Source organism: Pseudoalteromonas sp. J010 (assembly GCF_003934235.1).
GTDB lineage: Bacteria > Pseudomonadota > Gammaproteobacteria > Enterobacterales > Alteromonadaceae > Pseudoalteromonas > Pseudoalteromonas peptidolytica.
Genome location: NZ_RDBW01000003.1, coordinates 139,422 through 160,042 on the forward strand (window position 1 = coordinate 139,422; position 20,621 = coordinate 160,042).

17 protein-coding genes are annotated in these 20,621 nt (G+C 42.0%); 11 read left to right on the forward strand and 6 right to left on the reverse strand.

Annotated elements, in window-relative coordinates; all coding sequences use genetic code 11:
- Positions 1-25: 25 nt before the first annotated feature.
- Positions 26-3,793, reverse strand: coding sequence for an AMP-binding protein (locus EAG18_RS03095; RefSeq protein WP_125250937.1), 3,768 nt, complete (start codon positions 3,791-3,793; stop codon positions 26-28).
- Between the two features lie 591 nt (positions 3,794-4,384).
- On the opposite strand from EAG18_RS03095, the gene EAG18_RS03100 reads away from it, so the two are divergent.
- The 6 genes from EAG18_RS03100 (at position 4,385) to leuD (ending at position 11,331) form a co-directional block, all read left to right on the forward strand.
- Positions 4,385-5,926 carry a 2-isopropylmalate synthase gene (locus tag EAG18_RS03100; RefSeq protein ID WP_125250938.1) on the forward strand — a complete coding sequence of 514 codons (1,542 nt, stop codon included), beginning with the start codon at positions 4,385-4,387 and terminating at the stop codon, positions 5,924-5,926.
- 80 nt (positions 5,927-6,006) lie between these two features.
- Positions 6,007-7,404, forward strand: a complete 1,398-nt coding sequence (leuC, locus tag EAG18_RS03105) for a 3-isopropylmalate dehydratase large subunit (protein WP_275557218.1) — start codon at positions 6,007-6,009, stop codon at positions 7,402-7,404.
- 28 nt (positions 7,405-7,432) lie between these two features.
- Positions 7,433-8,065, forward strand: a complete 633-nt coding sequence (locus tag EAG18_RS03110; RefSeq protein WP_125250940.1) for a 2OG-Fe dioxygenase family protein — start codon at positions 7,433-7,435, stop codon at positions 8,063-8,065.
- A 136-nt stretch (positions 8,066-8,201) separates the two neighbouring features.
- Positions 8,202-9,302 (forward strand): 3-isopropylmalate dehydrogenase, encoded by a 1,101-nt coding sequence (leuB, locus tag EAG18_RS03115; RefSeq protein ID WP_125250941.1) that lies wholly within the window; start codon positions 8,202-8,204, stop codon positions 9,300-9,302.
- 2 nt (positions 9,303-9,304) lie between these two features.
- Positions 9,305-10,708, forward strand: a complete 1,404-nt coding sequence (gene leuC / locus EAG18_RS03120) for a 3-isopropylmalate dehydratase large subunit (protein WP_125250942.1) — start codon at positions 9,305-9,307, stop codon at positions 10,706-10,708.
- A 2-nt stretch (positions 10,709-10,710) separates the two neighbouring features.
- Entirely contained in the window at positions 10,711-11,331 is a 621-nt protein-coding gene (gene leuD / locus EAG18_RS03125) for a 3-isopropylmalate dehydratase small subunit (RefSeq protein WP_125250943.1), read from the forward strand.
- Positions 11,332-11,397: 66 nt separating this feature from the next.
- Here the strand turns inward: leuD and fabV are convergent, their stop codons facing one another.
- The 3 genes from fabV to EAG18_RS03140 all read right to left on the reverse strand — a co-directional run bounded on the left by fabV (position 11,398) and on the right by EAG18_RS03140 (position 13,649).
- Positions 11,398-12,588: an enoyl-ACP reductase FabV gene (gene fabV, locus EAG18_RS03130; RefSeq protein ID WP_125250944.1), complete on the reverse strand. Its 1,191-nt coding sequence runs from the start codon at positions 12,586-12,588 to the stop codon at positions 11,398-11,400.
- A gap of 107 nt (positions 12,589-12,695) precedes the next feature.
- The gene (locus tag EAG18_RS03135; protein ID WP_125250945.1) at positions 12,696-13,010 is read right to left on the reverse strand and encodes a BolA family protein; all 315 of its coding nucleotides are present in this window, start codon (positions 13,008-13,010) and stop codon (positions 12,696-12,698) included.
- 45 nt (positions 13,011-13,055) lie between these two features.
- Entirely contained in the window at positions 13,056-13,649 is a 594-nt protein-coding gene (locus EAG18_RS03140; protein WP_125250946.1) for an alpha-ketoglutarate-dependent dioxygenase AlkB, read from the reverse strand.
- Positions 13,650-13,687: 38 nt separating this feature from the next.
- Here EAG18_RS03140 and EAG18_RS03145 point away from each other — a divergent pair, with 38 nt between their 5' ends.
- The 4 genes from EAG18_RS03145 to EAG18_RS03160 are packed head-to-tail and all read left to right on the forward strand — an operon-like array spanning position 13,688 to position 17,392.
- Positions 13,688-14,818 carry a methyltransferase gene (locus EAG18_RS03145; RefSeq protein WP_125250947.1) on the forward strand — a complete coding sequence of 377 codons (1,131 nt, stop codon included), beginning with the start codon at positions 13,688-13,690 and terminating at the stop codon, positions 14,816-14,818.
- Between the two features lie 4 nt (positions 14,819-14,822).
- Entirely contained in the window at positions 14,823-15,380 is a 558-nt protein-coding gene (locus EAG18_RS03150) for a YajG family lipoprotein (protein ID WP_125250948.1), read from the forward strand.
- A complete protein-coding gene (locus tag EAG18_RS03155) occupies positions 15,380-15,997 on the forward strand; it encodes a peptidylprolyl isomerase (RefSeq protein ID WP_125250949.1) in 618 nt (205 codons plus the stop codon). The genes EAG18_RS03150 and EAG18_RS03155 overlap by 1 nt, the downstream gene beginning before the upstream one ends.
- 9 nt (positions 15,998-16,006) lie before the next feature.
- On the forward strand, positions 16,007-17,392 hold the full coding sequence (locus tag EAG18_RS03160) for an MFS transporter (protein WP_125250950.1): 1,386 nt from the start codon (positions 16,007-16,009) through the stop codon (positions 17,390-17,392).
- 42 nt (positions 17,393-17,434) lie between these two features.
- Here the strand turns inward: EAG18_RS03160 and EAG18_RS03165 are convergent, their stop codons facing one another.
- On the reverse strand, positions 17,435-17,677 hold the full coding sequence (locus EAG18_RS03165; RefSeq protein ID WP_125250951.1) for a helix-turn-helix transcriptional regulator: 243 nt from the start codon (positions 17,675-17,677) through the stop codon (positions 17,435-17,437).
- A gap of 732 nt (positions 17,678-18,409) precedes the next feature.
- Positions 18,410-18,748, reverse strand: a complete 339-nt coding sequence (gene erpA / locus EAG18_RS03170) for an iron-sulfur cluster insertion protein ErpA (RefSeq protein WP_088529908.1) — start codon at positions 18,746-18,748, stop codon at positions 18,410-18,412.
- A 190-nt stretch (positions 18,749-18,938) separates the two neighbouring features.
- On the opposite strand from erpA, the gene EAG18_RS03175 reads away from it, so the two are divergent.
- Positions 18,939-20,621, forward strand: a complete 1,683-nt coding sequence (locus EAG18_RS03175) for a chloride channel protein (RefSeq protein WP_125250952.1) — start codon at positions 18,939-18,941, stop codon at positions 20,619-20,621.

The following is a 20,621-nucleotide window of genomic DNA, read 5'->3' on the forward strand; positions in this document are numbered from 1 at the left end:
TTAATCCTTCTGTTAGAAAGCGTGCTTAAAGCTCGCTTTCTAACATAGCTAGTAGTTCTTCATTAGATAATTCTGAAGTACTTGCCGGTTGCTCCTGAACTTGTTTTGCAAAGCCCTGCGGCGCGCTGCCAGCTCCCGTGCTCGCCACAGGTTCCGGAGGCGTCGTTATGTATTGTTTGATGTAATTTGCTAAAGTTTGAATGGTTGGATAAGACCACGCAGCAGTGGCATCTATATCTAATTGATACTGGTTCTCAATCGCTTCAATTAGTTCAACAGCATCAACCGAGTCCAACCCATATGCCGCAAACTGCTCATGCTCATCTATCTCACTCAGTGGCTTTTTCGCTTTATTCGCAATCCACTTTTTCAAGAAACTCGCAATCTCAGCGCTGTTGCTTTGAGTACTAAGTTGCTCATCAATAGTATTTTGCTGCGTTTGCTCAATGTGAGACACGTTGGCATCTGACAATATTTGTTTAGCGCTTGGCGTATCCGACGATCTTAACAACACATCCAAGGTATAATCGCCACCCGGTGCGCTTTGCTCTGAGTCTAAGGTTTGACTTTGCGCTTTTTTGAGTAGCTGAGTGACAACAGCCATCTCGCTCTTTTCATACACAGTCGCTATATTTTTCTGTAGCGCAAAAATCTCTTTTTCTATCTGCATATCGAGCCAATTGGCCACAAGCGCTTTGGCACTGTCATCGACTTGAGTCGACACGCTCAGCGCCGCTTTTGCACAGTACAACCCTGCCAACCACCCTATAGTGTGATTCAATAACAGCTCTTTTTTCTTAGCGGGAACACTGGTGTTTTGTAGTGCACGTTCGACTTCTAAAATGTGAGCCTTAAAAGCAGACTGTAATTTATCGGAGCCATCAGCATCAGCAATAAAGACACTTAAGTTATCAGGGTTTGCAAGGTAACTTGCACCAACAAACACTTGTAATGTTTCTGTGGGGCCTTCAAAGACTCTTAATAGTCGAGTATCACGGTATACTTGAGCAAAACCATTACTCTCGATATATCCTCGACCACCTAGCATCTGCATCGCATCGTCGACACAATGCCAAGCAAACTCAGTGACAATGTATTTAACAATAGCGAACATCTCATCAGGTACATTTTGCTGCAAATCTGTCAGCATTGAGACTCTTTCTAACAGTGCTTCTGATGCCGATAATGCAAAAGCATGAGCGGTTATCTTTTTCTGAGTTTCAGGGTTATCTGACAAGCGACCTGTAGAAATAATACGTTTGCTAGCATACCGCTGCATCACCGCAAGACTTCGACGCATAGTACCTATTGCCATCGCAGYGATACCTGCACGGCCAAGCATCATCGCGTCTTTTGCGACATCAAACCCTTTGCCTAATGTGCCAAGCATGCGTTCATCAGGTACAAACACATCATTGAAGTAAATTTTATTTTGTACCATGCCACGGAAACCCATGGTTAATGCTTCTGGGCCTTGCTGTATACCGACAGAGTTACTATCAACAACAAACCCTGTCATCCCCAGAGCTTGCTCATTATCAAAAGCAAGGGCGAACACATTAATTAGGTTTGACCAAGCTGCATTTCCTGACCAAATTTTCTCACCTGATAAGCGCCAACCGCCGTCTACTTTTTTCGCAGTAAGCTTAATCTGGCGAGGATCAGAACCTGCACTGGGCTCGGTGAGGGCAAAAGCGGCAAGCATGCGGCCTTGCGCCAACTCTGAGACGAATTGTGAGCGGATAGCTGGTTTTGCAGACATTAATATTGGACGGATCCCCAATACTTGGTGTAGTCCTACAAATAATGCCAAGGTAAGGTCTACTGATGCTAATGCAGAGACCACTTTAAATGTATCTGTGGTACTTAGACCAACCCCGCCTTGCTCTGGTGGCACAAGCAATCCTAGTATTCCTTGAGTGCTGAAATCCATGACAACATAAGGCGGAATACAGCGACGCTCATCAATCAATTGCGAGTTAATACGGCGGCTTGAATAATCTTGCAACCATTCAATTAATTCATTTGCTTTGTGCTGACTTTGCTGTAAATTGATGGCTGTTGCCGGGCGCTGTTGCACCTCAGCAGTCGCGGCTTCATTTACAAGACAAATAATATCAAGCTCATTTGCTTCATACATTTGTCTAATTTTTGTGCGTTGGATTTTACCACTGGTGGTTTTCGGGATGCGTTTAACAATCACAAGTTCAGCCACTTGAAGACCATGGTGCACAGATAGCGCCACCGATATTTTTTTCAACAAGGCATGTGCTTCAGCTTCACTCACTTTAACTGTATTTAATTTTTGAACGACAACCACTTTTTCTTCATCTTGATGAGATGAACTAAACACGGCACATTCATTCACTTTACAAAGCGCATCAACTTTAGTGACCGACGCTTCAATATCGTGAGGATAGAAGTTTTTGCCTCGTATAATAATGGTTTCTTTGATCCTGCCGGTGATATAAAGCTTAGCTTCGGACTTAAATCCAAGATCACCGGTTCTAAAAAACTGGTTACTATTGCCCGCTACTGTGTTATTAAAAACGGCGTTTATTGTCTCTGACTTTTTATAGTATCCAGAGCAAACCGAAGGACCTGCAATCCAAATTTCGCCGATATTACCATCGCCACATACTTCGTGTGTTTCAGGGTCAACAATAAGAATTTCATGCTGGTCTTGAGAAATACCACAACTCACCCTGCCAATCCCTTGATATGGTACCGATTGACCAGTGTATCGCTCAGCTGATGTAAATAACACACACTCTGCCATACCATAGCTGGCATAAAACACATCACTTCTCAGCCCTAATGGCTTAAATACCTCAATAAATCGATTTAGTGTTTCTGCTTTAACAGGCTCTGCACCGTTAATCATTTTGTCTAACGTCGACAGATTGATATGGCTGAGATCTTTTCCGGCAGCTTTACGAACACAATAATCAAAAGAGAAGTTTGGACCGGCCAGATAAGTGCCTTTAAATTTTGAAATAGCCTCTAACCACATCAACGGGCGTTTTAAGAAGTTAGTACTAGAAAATACCACTGACTTCCCGCCATTATAAGTTGGGGTTAAATAACACCCTACGAGTCCCATATCATGGAAAGGTGGTAACCAAGAAACGCAAACAAGCGAGCTATCAAACCCATATGCCGATTTGATACTCTCCAAATTCGCGATCAGATTTTCATGCTTAATGATCACGCCCTTCGGTGATCCAGTTGAGCCTGATGTGTACTGAAGATAGGCGATGTCTTGTGGATGAATGATGGGAAGATCAAAGTTCTCACCAGATAGCCCTTCAAAGCTCAACTCATCAATAATCAATATTGAAAGTGCACCTGTAATAAGCTGCTGCTCAAATTGGGATTTAAGCTTATCTTCATGTTGACGCAGGCAAATAATAGTCGTCGCACCTGCATCTTCCACTACTTTTTCAAGATTCGTCAAATTAGCGGCTGAATCTGGTAACACTTGAGGAATGGCAATACGCTTGGAAATAAAACATCCCAGTAAACTCGTAATAAAGAATTTTCCGGTCGGCACAGCGATAACCACCGCACCTAGCTTTGGCTGCTTGAGCAGTACTGAACTTATCTGTTTGGAATACCGGAGTAATTGCAAGAAGCTCAATGACTCAACATCATCGATATCTTTAGATCGGATAAATTCAAAGGCAGTGTCGTGTGGTTTGTTTTTGGCATGCTCTTGTATAAGAGAGACGTAAGTTAAGGCTTTACTATCGCCTGCAAATTCATTCTCGTTACTACGATTATTATAATTCATAACTTATACTACTTTATAATTCCTTGCCTAATTAGCAATAATACATATAGAGCCGAAATACTTAATACATAAAAATGTAAAAATGATAATTACGACCATCCCTCCTTCTCCAACACTTTAATCAGAAAAAACTAAGAAAATATAGCTAATTCATCACCCTTTTTAGTGTCTCGAGAATTATGAAAAATTAAGCTAACCGATAGGTAAAAAAGTGTCAACAAAAACAAAACAAACCAAACACAAAAAAAATAAACCGTTGACTTAAAAAAAACCGAGTGCAATCATAAAACCATATAAAACACCAAGTAAACAAACAAACTGTTGCAAATAGCAAAATAAAACAAAACAAATTAAAACGAAATTGATCAAAAATTTAAAATAAAAAAGAAGTGTAAAAAGGCTCACTCATAAAGCTAATTAACGGGTTCCATATATAAGTATTGGAAACAACAAGGAAGAATGTGGTTTGTGGGAAGGAAGTTATTTAGTTGCGGCTTCATCAACAGTAACTACCACCCCTTATAAATCAATCAACCTCCCCTTGCTGTGGCGAATTATCATAAATAATACAATCACATATGAGGTTTAAGTTTGAAATCAAATAATAGAGTTCGTATTTTTGATACAACATTGCGAGACGGTGAACAGGCACTGCGAAGAAGCTTATCAAAAGATGAAAAATTACAACTTGCAAAGGCAATTGCGAAGCTAAATGTTGATGTAATGGAGGTTGGGTTTCCCGCTTCTTCTCCTGGGGACTTTGCCTCTGTAGAGTTAATTGCAAAAGAGATTCAAGGACCGACAATCTGTGCACTGGCCAGAGCCGTGCCTGAAGATGTTATCGCATGTGGTGAAGCATTAAAGCCCGCGCAACATAAACGTATTCATATTTTTATTGCCACTTCACCTATACATCTTGAGAAAAAGTTAAATATCAATTTACAAGCGGCCACGGATAAAGCTGTAGAGGCGATTTCCATCGCTAAAGAATATACTGATGATATTGAATTTGGGTGTGAAGATGCCACTCGCACCCCACCTGAAGACCTTTGCTATATCATCGAAAAAGCCATTGCAGCTGGGGCTACAACCGTTAACTTAGCTGATACAGTAGGTTATACCACTCCGAAAGAATTTCATCAGCTCCTCAGCCACATCAAAGCCAATGTTTCTAATATTGATCAAGCTATTTTATCGGTTCACTGCCACAATGATTTAGGCCTAGCAGTAGCAAATAGTGCTGAATCATTGTTAGCCGGAGTAAGGCAAATTGAGTGCACGGTCAATGGTATTGGAGAGCGTGCCGGAAACTGCGCATTAGAAGAAATCACCATGCTACTCAGTGCTCGCAAAGACCTGTTCGGCCTTTACACCAATATTAAAACTGAGCTTATCAAACCAACTTCAGAGCTTGTCAGCTCTGTAGCTAGAATGCCTGTACAGTTGAATAAAGCGGTTGTAGGAGGTAACGCATTTGCACATTCATCAGGAATACATCAAGACGGCGTTATCAAATCCAGTATTACTTATGAAATATTTCACCCAGAACAAGTTGGCATAAGTAAAAACGAACTTTACTTCACAGCTCGTTCTGGTCGAAAAGCTATTGCACATTTTTTAACACAAACAGGCTGCCCATGCGAAGATCAAGAAATTAACAATATTTACAATCAATTCCTACAACTTGCTGACAAAAAAGGGCAGGTTTATTGGTACGATTTAACATCTTTGTATTACAAGAATAAAGTAAATCTCTGTGACAAAAGATATAGCTTAGTGAGTGCTATCACCAAGTGCGCTTCTGAACGCGCTATTTCGGTTAATTTAGTCCTGCAAAACAATCAAAAATTACAGAGTTTTGAATCAGATAGCACAAATCTAATTGAAGCATTACAGAATCTAAAAATAACGAATGAGGCCATCATTATTCGAGATCTATCTTTAGAATTCGCTCCTGAAAACTTTATTTATAATGCAAAACTTAGCATCACCTTAAATAACAAGCCTATTTATGGAGAAGGCTATGATGAAGATCCAAATATAGCAATAATAAAATCATATATTTCTATATTGAACATCATTAATATGCTTAACCAGATAAGGGAACATCAGCATTCTTTGCAATCAGCCTAAATAAAATAAAAATGCAAAATAATAAACAACAAACAAAATCTTAATGAAATTGAAGAAATGCAATACAAATGGGAAAGATTGTGAAAGCAAAAACACTTTACGATAAAATTTGGGAAAGCCACCTAGTGAAGGAAATGCCCAACGGATTTTCTTTATTATATGTTGACCGACATCTCATTCATGAAGTGACATCTGCACAGGCATTTTCTGGTTTGTCAGAAAAGCAGCACAGTGTTCGGCAACCGCTGCTTGCCATAGGCACCATGGATCACGTAGTGCCAACGGCAAAAGATCTTATCGACGTCATGTCCGCTGAGCAACGTAATCTTCTAGCATTAATGCACAGTAATTGTGAAACCCATGGTATTCCTCTGTTTGATTTAGGTCACACTCGTCAAGGGATAGTGCATGTCATCGGCCCAGAACTTGGTTTTATTCTTCCTGGAACAATTGTAGTGTGTGGAGATTCGCACGCTTCTACACATGGCGCATTTGGCGCACTTGCATTTGGTATTGGCGCTTCTGAAATCGAACATGTACTTGTCACTCAGACGCTTGTACAAAAGAAACAAAAAACATTTCGGATCACCGTTGAAGGTCGACCTAATGATGCTATTTCCGCAAAAGATATTATTTTGAAAACCATCCAAACTCTTGGTGTAAGTTCAGGCAACGGCTATGTAGTCGAGTTTTGTGGGTCGGTAATTGAAAACTTATCCATGGAACAAAGAATGACGCTTTGTAATATGTCAGTTGAACTAGGCGCAAAAGCAGGGCTAATAGCCCCGGATCAGAAAACCATTGATTACATTAAAGGTCGGCAATTAGCTCCAAAAGGCGATGCTTGGCTAGAAGCTTTGGCAGATTGGACAGCATTACGTAGCGATAATGATGCAATCTTTGACAAAGAAGCAAGTATCAATGTCGACGATACTCACTCTTTTGTAACGTGGGGAACCAGTCCAGAACATGCGATTGACGTTACTAGTCTCTTACCTTTCCCAGAGCAAGAACAAGACGAGAACAGAGCACAAGGAATGAGCAGAGCCTACTCGTATATGCAGTTAACGCCGGGTATGCGCTTAGATGAAGTAAAAATAGATGTAGCTTTTGTTGGCTCATGCACAAATAGCAGAATCGAAGACTTACGAGCAGCGGCTACGCAAATAAACAAACGTCGTGTTAGCCCAACAGTTAAAGCGATCATTGTTCCAGGCTCAATGGAAGTCAAAAAGCAGGCTGAAGCTGAAGGACTTCATACGGTTTTCGAACAAGCCGGATTTGAGTGGCGTCTCCCGGGTTGTTCTTTATGCGTTGCAATCAACAACGACACTTTATCCGCAGGCACTAGGTGTATTTCTACTAGCAACAGGAACTTTGAAAATCGTCAAGGTAAAGGCGTACTTACCCACCTTGCTAGCCCTAGAACCGTGGTGGAATCAGCAATCAAAGGACATATTGCTAACCCAGCATTATGAAATAATCAAATTAATTAGGAGTTTAATCATGTCTTTCAGCTTAGTATGTAATGCTGACAAAATTAATAATGACTTATTAAAAAGCTATGATGCGTTGCCAGCCGATCCTTACATCAAAGATGGCATGAAACGTTTTAGAACTTTTTCTTATGGTGAAGTAAAAAATGGTAAAGTCGATTGGAATGCGACTAAGCCTTTTTTTCAATCTAATGAAGCTAACTCATACGCTGGTGGAATTAAAAGATCGTTCCAACATACAGGTGAGGAGGCCAAAAAATTTGCGCAAGCGATTGTTACTGACGCATTAGAAAAAGAGTGGGTCAATGCCGATCACTTTTTTATTGGTTGCCATCAAATACGCGTTACCGCAGATGCTAAGATTGTCGGCTACCCTGCCCCTGAAGGTTTTCACCATGATGAAACCGACTTTATCGCTATTAACCTAATCAATGAGCATAATGTGAACGGTGCTATCTCTTTTATTAGCGACTTCAACGACACCAGCAACATTTTATTTGAGAAAAAGCTAGAGCCTGGACAAAGCCTTTATGTTGAAGATCTCAAGCACAAGCATTATGTATCTCCGTTCACGCCTAAATTACCCAATATTGAAACGTATCGAGATATTATTGGCATCGCCTTTTATATGAACGATAGATAACTTAACCAAGCGCGGGAAAATAGGTTATACCGCACCGGCGTGAGCTTTGAGTTGCAGTTAGGTAGCAAAAAATACGATACATTTGCTAGTAATGCTATCTGGCTGCACATTGTATGTAGGGATATTGAATAAACCAATGAACAAAATTTATAAAGTAGCTGTATTGCCTGGAGACGGAATAGGTCCAGAGGTCATGGCTGAAGCACTGAAAGTACTAGATATAATTGCAGATAAATTTGAATTAACATTCGACTTTCAACATTACGATGTTGGCGGTATCGCCATTGATAAACATAATCATGCGTTACCACAAGAGACACTTGCAGGTTGTGAGTGCGCCGATGCCATCTTATTTGGCTCTATTGGTGGACCGAAATGGGATAGTTTACCACTTGATCAGCGTCCAGAACGAGCCGCATTGCTAAAGCTTAGGTCACACTTCGATCTCTTTTGTAACCTTCGCCCAGCGACAATATATCAAGGGCTGCAACATCTATCACCATTACGCAGCGACATTGCACAGCAGCAGGTTGATATGATGGTTGTTCGAGAGCTCACAAGTGGTATTTATTTTGGCCAACCAAAGGGACGTGAGTTGAATAACGAACAAGAAGTTGCGTTTGATACCATGCGTTATTCAAAGTCAGAGATAACTCGTATTGCTCACCTTGCTTTCTTGGCTGCTCAAAAAAGAAATAAAAAAGTAACCTCTGTCGATAAGGCAAATGTGCTTGAGTGCAGTCGGCTATGGCGTGAAACGGTGGACGAAGTAGCAACAAGCTACCCAGATGTACAACTGGAACACATGTATATTGACAATGCAGCAATGCAGTTAATTCGTAAACCTAGCGATTTTGATGTCATTTTATCCTCTAATTTATTTGGGGATATTTTATCCGACGAATGCGCAATGATCACAGGTTCCATGGGTTTACTCGCATCGGCAAGTATTAACCAATCCGGTTTTGGGTTATTTGAACCAGCTGGAGGCTCAGCTCCAGATATTGCCAACTTAGGCATCGCTAACCCTGTTGCACAGATCCTTTCAGCTGCAATGTTACTGCGCTATAGCCTAGATCAAAATGCTGCTGCGGATGCTATTGAACAAGGTGTCGTGCATGCACTTCAACAAGGGGTATTAACCAAAGAGCTTGTTCCTAGTGATGAGCAACATCTTGCTAAGTCAACTTCAGAAGTAGGCGATTACATCAGAGACTACATTGCAAGGAGCTACTAATAATGCCTAAAACCTTGTATGAAAAAGTGTGGGATGCGCATGTCATTACGCAAGACGGTGATGAAGCATTGCTTTATATTGACAGGCATTTAATACATGAAGTCACCTCTCCTCAAGCGTTTGATGGGTTAAAGCAAAAGCAGCGCAAATTACGCAGCCCAGATAAAACATTTGGCACCATGGATCACAGTATCTCTACTCGCTCATTAGCCATAGATGCGTGTGGCGATAATAACCGCAGACAACTACAAGCCTTGATTGAAAATTGCGAGGAGTTTGGCGTTCAGCTATACCCTGTAGGTAACGTGAAACAAGGGATCATACATGTTATGGCACCAGAGCGTGGACTCATTCTACCGGGTATGACGGTCGTATGTGGAGATTCACACACCGCAACACACGGCGCATTTGGCGCACTGGCATTTGGGATTGGTACCTCTCAAGTCGAGCACGTTATGGCCACCACAAGTCTAAAGCAGCATAAAGCCAAGACGATGAAAGTTGAAGTCAACGGCACTTTACCTTTTGGGGTGACGGCAAAAGATTTGATCCTCGCTATTATAGCCAAAATCGGGCATGCAGGGGCGACCGGACATGTTATCGAGTATTGTGGTAGTGCAATAGCAAGTCTCTCTATGGAGGCTCGAATGACTATCTGCAATATGTCTATCGAAGCTGGAGCCAAAGCCGGAATGATCGCACCAGATGAGGTTACACTTGCCTATTTGAAAGATAAAGAGTTTGCACCAAAGGGCGAACTGTGGGAGCTTGCTTGTCAAGACTGGAGCCAACTCACAGCAGATCCCAACGCACTCTACGACACGGTTGTAACCCTCGATGCCAACGACATTCAACCGCAAGTGACATGGGGCACTAACCCTGGGCATGTCTTGGGTATTAATGACATAGTACCAGATCCAAGTAGCTTCACGGATCCTGCCGATCAAGAAGCTGCCAAAAAAGCATTACACTACATGGATCTCACGCCGGGCTCTAAAATTTCAGACATTGAGATAAATCATGTATTTATTGGCTCATGCACCAATGGTCGCATCGAAGATCTCCGTGCCGCTGCAAGGGTAGTCGAAAATAATAAGATTGCATCTGGTGTGTCAGCAATTGTGGTACCTGGCTCTGGTGAAGTGAAAAAACAAGCCGAAGTGGAAGGGCTTGATAAGATTTTCACTCAGGCTGGATTTGAGTGGCGCTTACCTGGTTGCTCGATGTGCCTAGGTATGAATGATGATTTGTTGCTTCAAGGAGACAGGTGCGCTTCTACCAGCAACCGAAATTTTGAAGGACGACAAGGTCGCGGTTCACGAACCCACTTAGTCAGCCCTGCGATGGCCGCATTGGCAGCCATAAAAGGCAGATTTACCGATATTAGAGAATTTATTAAGGAATAGCTATGAGTTGTGGTATTACAACGGTAACAAGCAAAGCCGCGCCGCTCGATCAGGTTAATGTGGATACAGATCAGATAATCCCCAAACAGTTTTTAACTTCGGTCTCTAAGCAAGGCTTTGGTCGGCACTTATTTCATGACTGGCGTTACTTAGATAGCGCTGGCACGCAGCCTAATCTTGAGTTCGTGTTAAACCAGCCTCAACACCAAGGCGCGGAGATCCTGCTCAGTAGAGAAAATTTTGGGTGTGGTTCTAGTCGAGAACATGCGCCTTGGGCATTAGCAGATTACGGTTTCAAGGTGGTGATCGCCACCAGTTTTGCTGATATTTTCTATGGCAACTGCATCAACAATCAACTGTTACCCGTTTCGTTGTCTAAATCAGAGATGGATGCTTTGTTTGACGCGGTACAAGGCGCTGCCGACACAGCTATCACCGTTGATCTGGTTAATCAAACGGTAAGCTGTAATGGTGATCACTACTCATTTACCATCAGTCCTCTTCACAAAGAGACACTCATTAAAGGACTTGATGCAATTGGACAAACCCTTGAACAAGAAGCGTTTATTCAAGCGTATGAAAAGAAAATCCCACAGTGGCGATGCGCACCACACTACGAATGAAGTCCGGAGTTAGCCGCAACGTAAAATGAGGCTAGGTGTAGCCCTAGCCTCAAATCATATAGCTTGCTAGATTAGATGATTAATCGCTACTGCTGCTTCTACATCAGCATCATAATCAACTGTTTCTAGACCAAACCCAAATAATTTTAAAAACTCATTATGATAGCCAACATAATCTGTTAGCTCATCAATTGTGTCTGTATCTACTGTATCCCAAATTGTTTGCACGCGAGCCTGTACGCCCTCTTCTAGCTCTTTATAGTTTTGGAATAAATGACCGCCTTCGTCAAAGCGCGGAGATTGTCCATATAAGTTTTCGCGGAACAAACCATCTATCTGCTCAATAGTCCCTTCATAGGTACCATCCCCTTTCATGACTTTAAACAGCGCAGAAATATATAAAGGCATAATAGGAATCGCCGAGCTTGCCTGCGTCACAACCGCATTTAACGAAGAAACATAAGCCTCACCACTAATATCAGATGTCGTCTCGCGGATAGCAAGCGTCGCGCGGTCTAAATCTTCTTTCGCTTTACCAATTGTCGCATGTCCATAAATTGGCCAAGTTAGCTCTTTACCGATATACGTATAGGCAGTCGTCTTAAAGCCATCGGCGAGTACATCCGCTTGTTTAAGCGCATCAATCCAAAGCTCCCAATCTTCACCACCCATTACTTTAACTGTATTTGCAATTTCTTCTTCATTTGCTGCCTCAACAGTCACTTCGTCGATAATACGCTTTGATGTATTTAGGTTTTTAGTAGTAATAGCAGAGCCAATTGGCTTAAGCGTCGAAGAGTAAACCTCTTCAGACTTAGGGTCTTTGCGGCGAGGGGAAGCAAGGCTGTAGATGACAAGATCGACTTTTCCAAGCTCAGTCTTAATGGTGTCGATGGTTTTTTGCTTTAACTCATCAGAAAATGCGTCACCGTTAATATTCTTTGACCATAAACCGGCTTCTTCAGCTGCTTGCTGGAATGCAGCGGTGTTGTACCAACCCGCTGAGGCTGTTTTTTTCTCTGTGCCTTCTTTTTCAAAAAAGATACCAAGGGTTTTCGCGCCAGCACCAAATGCCGCGGTAATACGAGAAGCCAAACCATACCCTGTTGACGCACCGATCACTAAAACATTTTTAGGGCCATTTTCAATTTGACCTTGTTGCTTTACGTACTCAATTTGCTCTTTTACATGTTCGGCGCAGCCTACAGGGTGCGCGTTCGTACAAATGAATCCACGAATTTTTGGTTTAATGACCATAAGTGATCCTATCCATTAATTTGATACAAAAAATAAAAGTGAGTCTACGCCCACTTTATTAAAATTACTGCGTAGTGTACTGGTAGAAATGCAAAACACACATCTGATCAGCTATCAAACTTTGAGCCACCTAAACATGTTGGTGATACTGGTGCTTGACCTTCTTTTTCTGAAAACTCTTCCGGCGTGTAGGCATGTATTGCTAAAGCATGGATGTGATTTTGTAATTCATCCTTCAGTACTTCGTTAATTTTTCTGTGACGCTGAAGTAAGCGCTGCCCTATAAACTGCTCACTCACAACGATAACCTTAAAGTGAGAGTCTTCGCCTCGGCTGTGCATGTGACTTTCATTAATAACATTAAGATGTTTGCAAGCAACTGCTTGCGCGATTTTGTCGTAAATTTGTGATTGCATTGACATTAAACTTTGTCTCCCATAGCAATTCGTGGCCTTACTATACGCCTATCACTCAGCATTTCCAACACTTCGAAAAGTCAGATTAATACGCCCTTGCGTGACTTTTGCTTGCTTGGGTAAGGCATGCTGGTAATCTCGCTGGCTGTTGCCTTGCATCATTAACAGGCTCCCGGTTTCAAGGAAAATATCGGTCACCTCCTGAGTGTTTTTGTGACGTATTTTAAATTTCCGTGTTGCCCCAAGTGACAAGGATGCAATCACAGGTGTAGCCCCTAGTTCAGGCTCATCATCACTATGCCAACCCATACTATCTTGACCGTCGCGGTAATAGTTTGCCAATAACGCATTGAATGAGACGCCAAAACGCCGCTCAAGTGTTTTTCTAATACCTTGCAAAATCCCTGGCCAAGGCGCACTGTCGAGTAGTTTTCCTGAATAGCTGTAGCGCACACCAGGATCGGCAATAAATCGCTCAAGTCTGGGGATTTTATGGGTCTTACCAAATAATGTAATGGTATTTTGCTGCCAAGGAATAGTGCTACAAAGCGCATCATATAGGGCTAAACTTTTCTCAAAGCTAATGGCACTTGGCTGATAGCTAAAACCGCTTGGCAAGTTCCGTGCGTTGTCTACTGCTCTCATGTTAAACTATCCGCTGCTTTTATTTACAGAAACGACTCATGACGACTGATGCAACTCTAGCCGGAAAACCATTTACGCTACATAGGTTTCCACTCGATCAAAAAAATCGTAGCTTACAAGCTTGGGATTCAGCCGACGAATACCTGTTAGATTATGTCTTTGAACACCACATTGACGCAAATCGTATCTTAATCATTAATGACGCATTCGGGGCATTATGTTGCGCACTTGCTGACAAACATTGCACCCTAGTGACTGATTCTTTTGTCAGTACCTTAGCTTACCAACATAACCTAGAAGTCAATGAACTGGAGCACGCCCAAGTTGAGGTACTCAGTAGCATGGACACATACCCTGAAGATATTGATTTGGTTGTGCTTAAGCTGCCGAAAAACGCTGGCTTATTACAGTCACAATTGGCGAAGCTGAGTAAACTTGACGCTGATATTCCGGTGATTGCGGCAGGCAAAGCGAAAGAAATCCACACCTCAACACTAAAAAGCTTTACGCACTTTCTAACTGAGCCTACCACAAGCTTAGCAGTTAAAAAGTCACGCCTAATATTCAGCAAGACGTCAGCCAAAGCGATTGATAGTAAATTTCCTGTGTCCTGGCCTTTGGAAAAAACAGACTTCGTACTGTCTAATGAGGCCAATGTATTTTCAAGAGACTCTTTGGATATTGGCGCTCGATTTTTTATCAATTATTTGCCTATGGGGAAAAAGCCTCTCAAGGTTATCGACTTGGGATGTGGTAATGGGGTAATTGGATTAATGACGTTAGCGAAAATGCCTAATGCCACTGTGACTTTTATTGATGAATCCGCAATGGCTGTGCATAGTGCGCAGCAAAATATTAGTCACAATTTGCCGGAACGAGTCAAAGACTGTCGTTTTATACAAAATGATTGCTTGACTGGTTTTGAAAATGAAGGGGCTGATCTGATACTGTGTAATCCGCCATTTCATCAAGCAAATGCAATAACCGACCATATCGCTTGGCAAATGTTTATGCAGGCAAAGACCGCACTTCGTCACGGTGGAGAGTTGAGAATAATTGGCAACCGCCACCTTGAATATGACGATAAACTGAAACGCCTGTTCGGAAATTGTAAAACACTCGGAAACAACAAAAAGTTCACTGTATTAAGTGCAACTAAAAGGAGCTAAATAAATGCGTGTTATATTGTTAATTGCTGTGCTCTCTTTTCTTTTAGCTGGATGTAGTAGTACACCTCGCAGCGTAATTTTGCACCCGCAGTATCAAGGTCCATCTTCGAATGCTTTGAATACCAACATGGCATTACAAGTCAATGACTTGCGCACGACTAAATACACTATTCGCGTGAAAGATCAGGAACCGGCGCTGTACATGCCGGATGCAAACTTGCCAGTCAACCTTAATCATGTGATGACACAAGCGCTAGCAGCGCATGGCGCACAAGTTACACCTATAGCACCAACCAAAGTTGTGGTGAACATCAACCGCTTTAAAGCAATTATCGCAGAAACCCTGTCACAGCACCAAAGTGACGCTCAAACCAATGTAACGATACAAGTTACGCAAGGCACTAGAAGCTTTGAAAAGCAGTATAAGGGGAGCGCGAGCTTGTCGGGGCCGCTAAAGCATGATCAAGCCAAAGTGGAAGAACAGCTTAATAACCTAGCTCAACAAGTCGTTGCCCGCATCGTTCAAGACCCAGAATTTATCCAGTTTGTGAGAGGACGTTAATGAAAAAAATAATCTTAAGTTTAACTATCTTACTATTTAGTGTCTGCGCCTTTGCCGATATGAACGGCAAGTTTGTGCAAAAAAACAATCTATTCCCACGGGTGCAAATCAATACCACCAAAGGCCCCATTATCGTTGAACTAGATCGCTCAAGAGCACCTATCACGGTCAACAACTTCCTCACTTATGTGATTAATAAAGACTACAATGGCTCTGTTTTTCATCGTGTTGAGCGCGATGAAGCCAACGAAAGAGACTTCGTCATTCAAGGTGGAGGCTACGACAAAGAATACGATGGTATGTTTGAGCGAGAAGCCATTTTTAATGAAAGTGGTAATGGTTTGAAAAATGATATGTACACCATAGCAATGGCTTATCAAGATAATAAACCACATTCTGGTACTCGACAGTTTTTCTTTAATATGGCTGACAATGACCATTTAAATCCGGGTCGAGGCTGGGGTTTTGCTGTGTTTGGAAATGTAATGGAAGGCTATGAAACACTGGATGCTATCATGCAAGTGGAAACGGATTACAATGAAAAACTTGGCTATACCTTTATTCCCAAAGAGCCTGTTGTGATCCTGTCCATCGACGTACTAAAGCAACCTGAGTAAATCTTCGTTATGTTGGTATCATCTAGCTTTTCACAGTACCTCAGTTACTACAAGGACAAACGCCTACTTACCATTTTTGCCTTTGGAATAAGTAGTGGTTTTCCTTGGGTACTAATTGGCTCGGTGATGTCAGCTTGGCTCAAAGACGAAGGTTTGAGCCGAAGCACCATAGGTCTTTTTGGTCTGGTTTATGGTGCATACACCATTAATTTTCTTTGGTCTCCACTCGTCGACAGAATCAAAATACCGCTGTTGCACACTTGGTTAGGTCAGAGACGCAGCTGGATAGCTAGCTGCCAAGTTATTGTTATTGTTGCCACCTTTGCACTGGCGAGTGTGTCGATCACGGAACACCTTTCACATGCCGCATTATTGTGCTTCATTATTGCACTTTTCTCAGCAACACAAGATATTGCAATAGATGCTTATCGTATTGATATTTTGCCCGAGAACGAGAGCGAGAAAGCAACCGCTGCCGCCGCGATGGCAACGTCAGGATGGTGGTCGGGTTATGCTTTATTAGGAGCAATTCCATTTTTTATCGCCGACTTGCCCGGATTCAGCTGGCCTATTATTTACCAAATCTTAAGTGCTGTTGTTTGCTGTCTATTTATCATCACACTCTTAGCCAAAGAGCCTGAGTCTCATCGAGAGCAGGTCCAAGCGCAGTTACAGCAAAGCTATGAGCAAAAGCTGACACTCGCCAGCTCACCTTCTGTCTATACCAAGGTGGTAGCGTGGTTAGCTGTCACCTTAGTCGAACCATTTAAGCGCTTTTTCGAGAAAAATGGAGTGAAAACAGCGTGTGCACTGCTTGCTTTTATTTTTATGTTTAAGATTGGTGAAGCGTTTTTGGCTCGAATGTCTATCGTCTTTTACAAAGAAATCGGCTTCACTAACACCCAAATAGGTCAGTACTCTAAGCTCGGAACAGGTGTTATTACTATCATATTTGCTTTTTTAGGCAGCATATTTAATCACAAATATGGCATCGTCAAAGGCCTATTTATCAGTGGTGTTGCCATGGCAGCGTCTAACTTGATGTTCTCTTGGATTGCAGTAGCAGGTCCGCAAGAGCACTTATATTTGATGGCTATTATTATTGATGGATTTACACAAGCTTGGTCGCTCGTGGCCATGGTTGCATTCATTTCGATGCTTTGCGATAGAGCTTTCAGCGCTACTCACTATGCGCTACTCGCGTCTCTTGGGAGTCTAGGACGTACCATGCTGTCGGGTTATAGTGGTTTTGTAATAGATGATTTACTTGGAGGAAATTGGGCGGTCTTTTTCGCGCTAACAGCACTAATGGTACTACCATCCTTGTTGTTCTTATATCTCATTAGACACAAACTTTATGCAATTGAACGTGCATATCACACTAACAAGCGCTAGAGGTGCAGTTCCTTGCACCTTTTCATTTTGCTAGCGTAGCGCTTATTGCTCTTCTTTAATTAGCTGCAATCCCTCGTAAGGGTCAACTTCAAGCGCTTCGCAATAACGTAAAAACTCGATTACATCCAAACGACGCTCTTGGTTTTCAATTTTACCAATGAAAGAATGTGGTGTACCTAGCACTTGAGCAAGGCTACGCATTGTATGACCCTTCTCATGGCGTTTTGATTTAAGCCACTTAGTTAGTTTGCCGTTTTCTTCGGAAGAAACCGTTTTACCCATCATATTAAACATCTCCTACTAGATGAAAGACTAAATTACCTAAATGAAATATGCCCGTCTCATTTAGTGTTTGCTTAAATATCACAGTTGACTCTTTAATGCTAAGCGCGGCACCCTCCGCCAGCTCAACATCAAACCAGTACAACGCTTTGCTCAGTAAATTGTTTTTATTGACTACTAAAACGCTAAGGTTGCAATCACATATCACTGAACCATAAATTGTAACATATCGACAAATTGGCTTTGTCCCCATGTACCCAATTAGGTATAGACTAAAAAACAGTTAACACCTAATTAATTTTTTACTTTTTCTTAATTCATCAAGCACTGTAATATCCAGTAACACTTTAACAAATTTTTTAAAAAATGTACCAGTATTTGAAATAAATTATTTTTCTTTAAAAAATAAAAACTTATAGCTAGTATTCAATAAAAGGTTAAAAAAGAGGCCGATACAAAATGATTCGACTACTGTTTTTGCTGCCAATTTTACTGTGTTTTGGATGGTATTTCTTTTTGCGTTCAAACGGCGTGCCACTGAAACGAGGAAAGAAAGGTTTTGTATACATCCTAGCATTTTCATCATTTGTGCTGGGCTTTTTCGTCCTGATGATGTATCTGACGGGAAGTTTATAAGGTCGATTGCTGGGCTTTTATACACCAAGTCATGAGTCTGTAAAAACAAAAAGAGTCATGTAAACATGACTCTTTGCGTGTCTTCTTTAGGTATTACCGTTATACGCTAAAGCTTGCGCCGCAACCGCAAGTCGTTGTCGCATTTGGGTTATTAACAAAGAAACGAGCGCCTTCTAACCCTTCGGTGTAATCTACAATGCCATCAATTAGGTATTGAATGCTCATCGGATCAACAACCATAGTAACGCCATTTTTTACGATTTCTAAATCACCAGGGTTAACTTTTTCATCAAAGGTAAACCCATATTGAAAGCCAGAACAACCACCGCCTGTAACATATACACGCAATTTAAGGTTAACGTTCTCTTCTTCCTCTATTAGCTCTTTTACACGGCTTGCTGCTGCATCAGAAAACTGAATTGGTAACTGTTCAGACATAGATGTGGACCCCTAATCCTGTAATTTGTAAATTATCTAATACCTGAGTATTTTAATCAAGTATAGCGTCATACCCTTTTAAGTCTTCGAATGCGTACAGAGGATGTGTAACCTGAACTTGGGATAACACAAGGATTTAATGTCAAAAATTTGGTATTCTTAAGATGTTAATTATCGTGGAATTACGTTTATGTCGCTGGATGCACTGAGACGAAGTCTTGCTAAACCGAAAACCTCAGCCCAACTGTGCCTCTTAGGAGCAGCTGCAGGGTTACTCGCAGCCATGCTGATAATCACATTTCGCCTTACTATAGAACTATTCCAGGGCACTTTTCTCGATAAACCCGATGACTTTACAGAGCTGTCAGAGTTACACAGACTATTTTTACCTGTACTAGCAGCCTTACTCATCGCAACTTTCGCAGCGCTTACTGGGTTTAAGCATTATCGCCTCGGGATCCCGTATGTGATCAACCGTATTAAACACCATTACGGCCACATGCCGATTTGGAACTCTGCTAACCAATTTTTTGGTGGTGCAGTGGCCTTGATCAGTGGCTTTTCAGTCGGTCGTGAAGGGCCATCTGTTCATATGGGTGCGACCGCCGCGAGCGTCTTATCTGAACGCTTACATTTACCACTAAATGCAGCAAGAACATTGGCAGGCTGCGGGGTAGCTGCCGGTATTGCGGCATCCTTTAATACGCCACTTGCGGCTGTAATTTTTGTTATGGAAGTGGTGCTAAGGGAGTACAAAATTCACATTTTTGTACCTGTGATGTTGGCCTCAGTGATTGGTGCAATGAGCACACAATATGTGTTTGGAAACAATTCCGAGTTAGCTCTTATTCATATTACGCCTTTGAGTTTTTGGCACTATCCTTACCTGATTATCTGTGGCGCCGCACTAGGGGCTGTCGCTTTTGCCTTTAATCAAAACCTCATGCTTATCATTAAAACCTTTAAACCGATCAGCATGTTTCCTCGATTATTACTAGCGGGTTTAATTGCCGGTTTAATCGGTTATGCGGTTCCAGGTGCCATGGGCTCCGGCATGAGTGCCATCACCCAAGCTGTAGAGTCCCCCCATAATTTACAGCTACTCACCACGATATTAATTGCCAAACTTCTGGCCACTTTATTTGCTATCGGCTTAGGTATTCCCGGAGGGATTATTGGTCCTGTTATTGGACTTGGCGTAATTATGGGCACTCTAATGTCATTTTTTGCCCAATTTATTTCACCGAGTGTGGATGTCGCTGGCACTTATGGCGTACTTGGTATGGCAGGGTTACTTGCCGCAACCTTACACGCTCCCCTTGCCGCGCTGACCGCCGTAATGGAGTTGACTTCAAATCCCAAAATTATTGTGCCTGCAATGTTAGTGATCACCACCGCTTATGTAACCGCGTTACAGGTTTTTGGCAACCGTTCAATATTCATCCAACAGCTAGATTTTCAAGGTCTACCTTATCAAGTTTCACCGGCGAAAGAGGCATTACAGAAAGTAGGGATTGTGGCTGAAATGGATGAAAACTTTAAATTGCTCTATTCAGACGACAAAGAGCAAATAAAAGAAACCCTATCGGCGGTCGACAGCCAAACTCCGCTGATTGTGTACGATGAACAAAGTGGTTATCGTCTTGCTGAATACGATTTGAACCTGATCTCACAAGAAAGCGTATCGGTATCTTACATAGAGTTGCAAGGCTTGAGTACCCAAGCAACACTTGCCGATGCCTTTGATGTATTAAAAGACAAGCGCTCAGGTGCGGTATACATTTATAACCAAAAAGATAATAAACAAATACTTGGGTTATTGCGATGGGATCAAATTCGTCACATACTCACCACTAGAAACAGTCTACTCTAG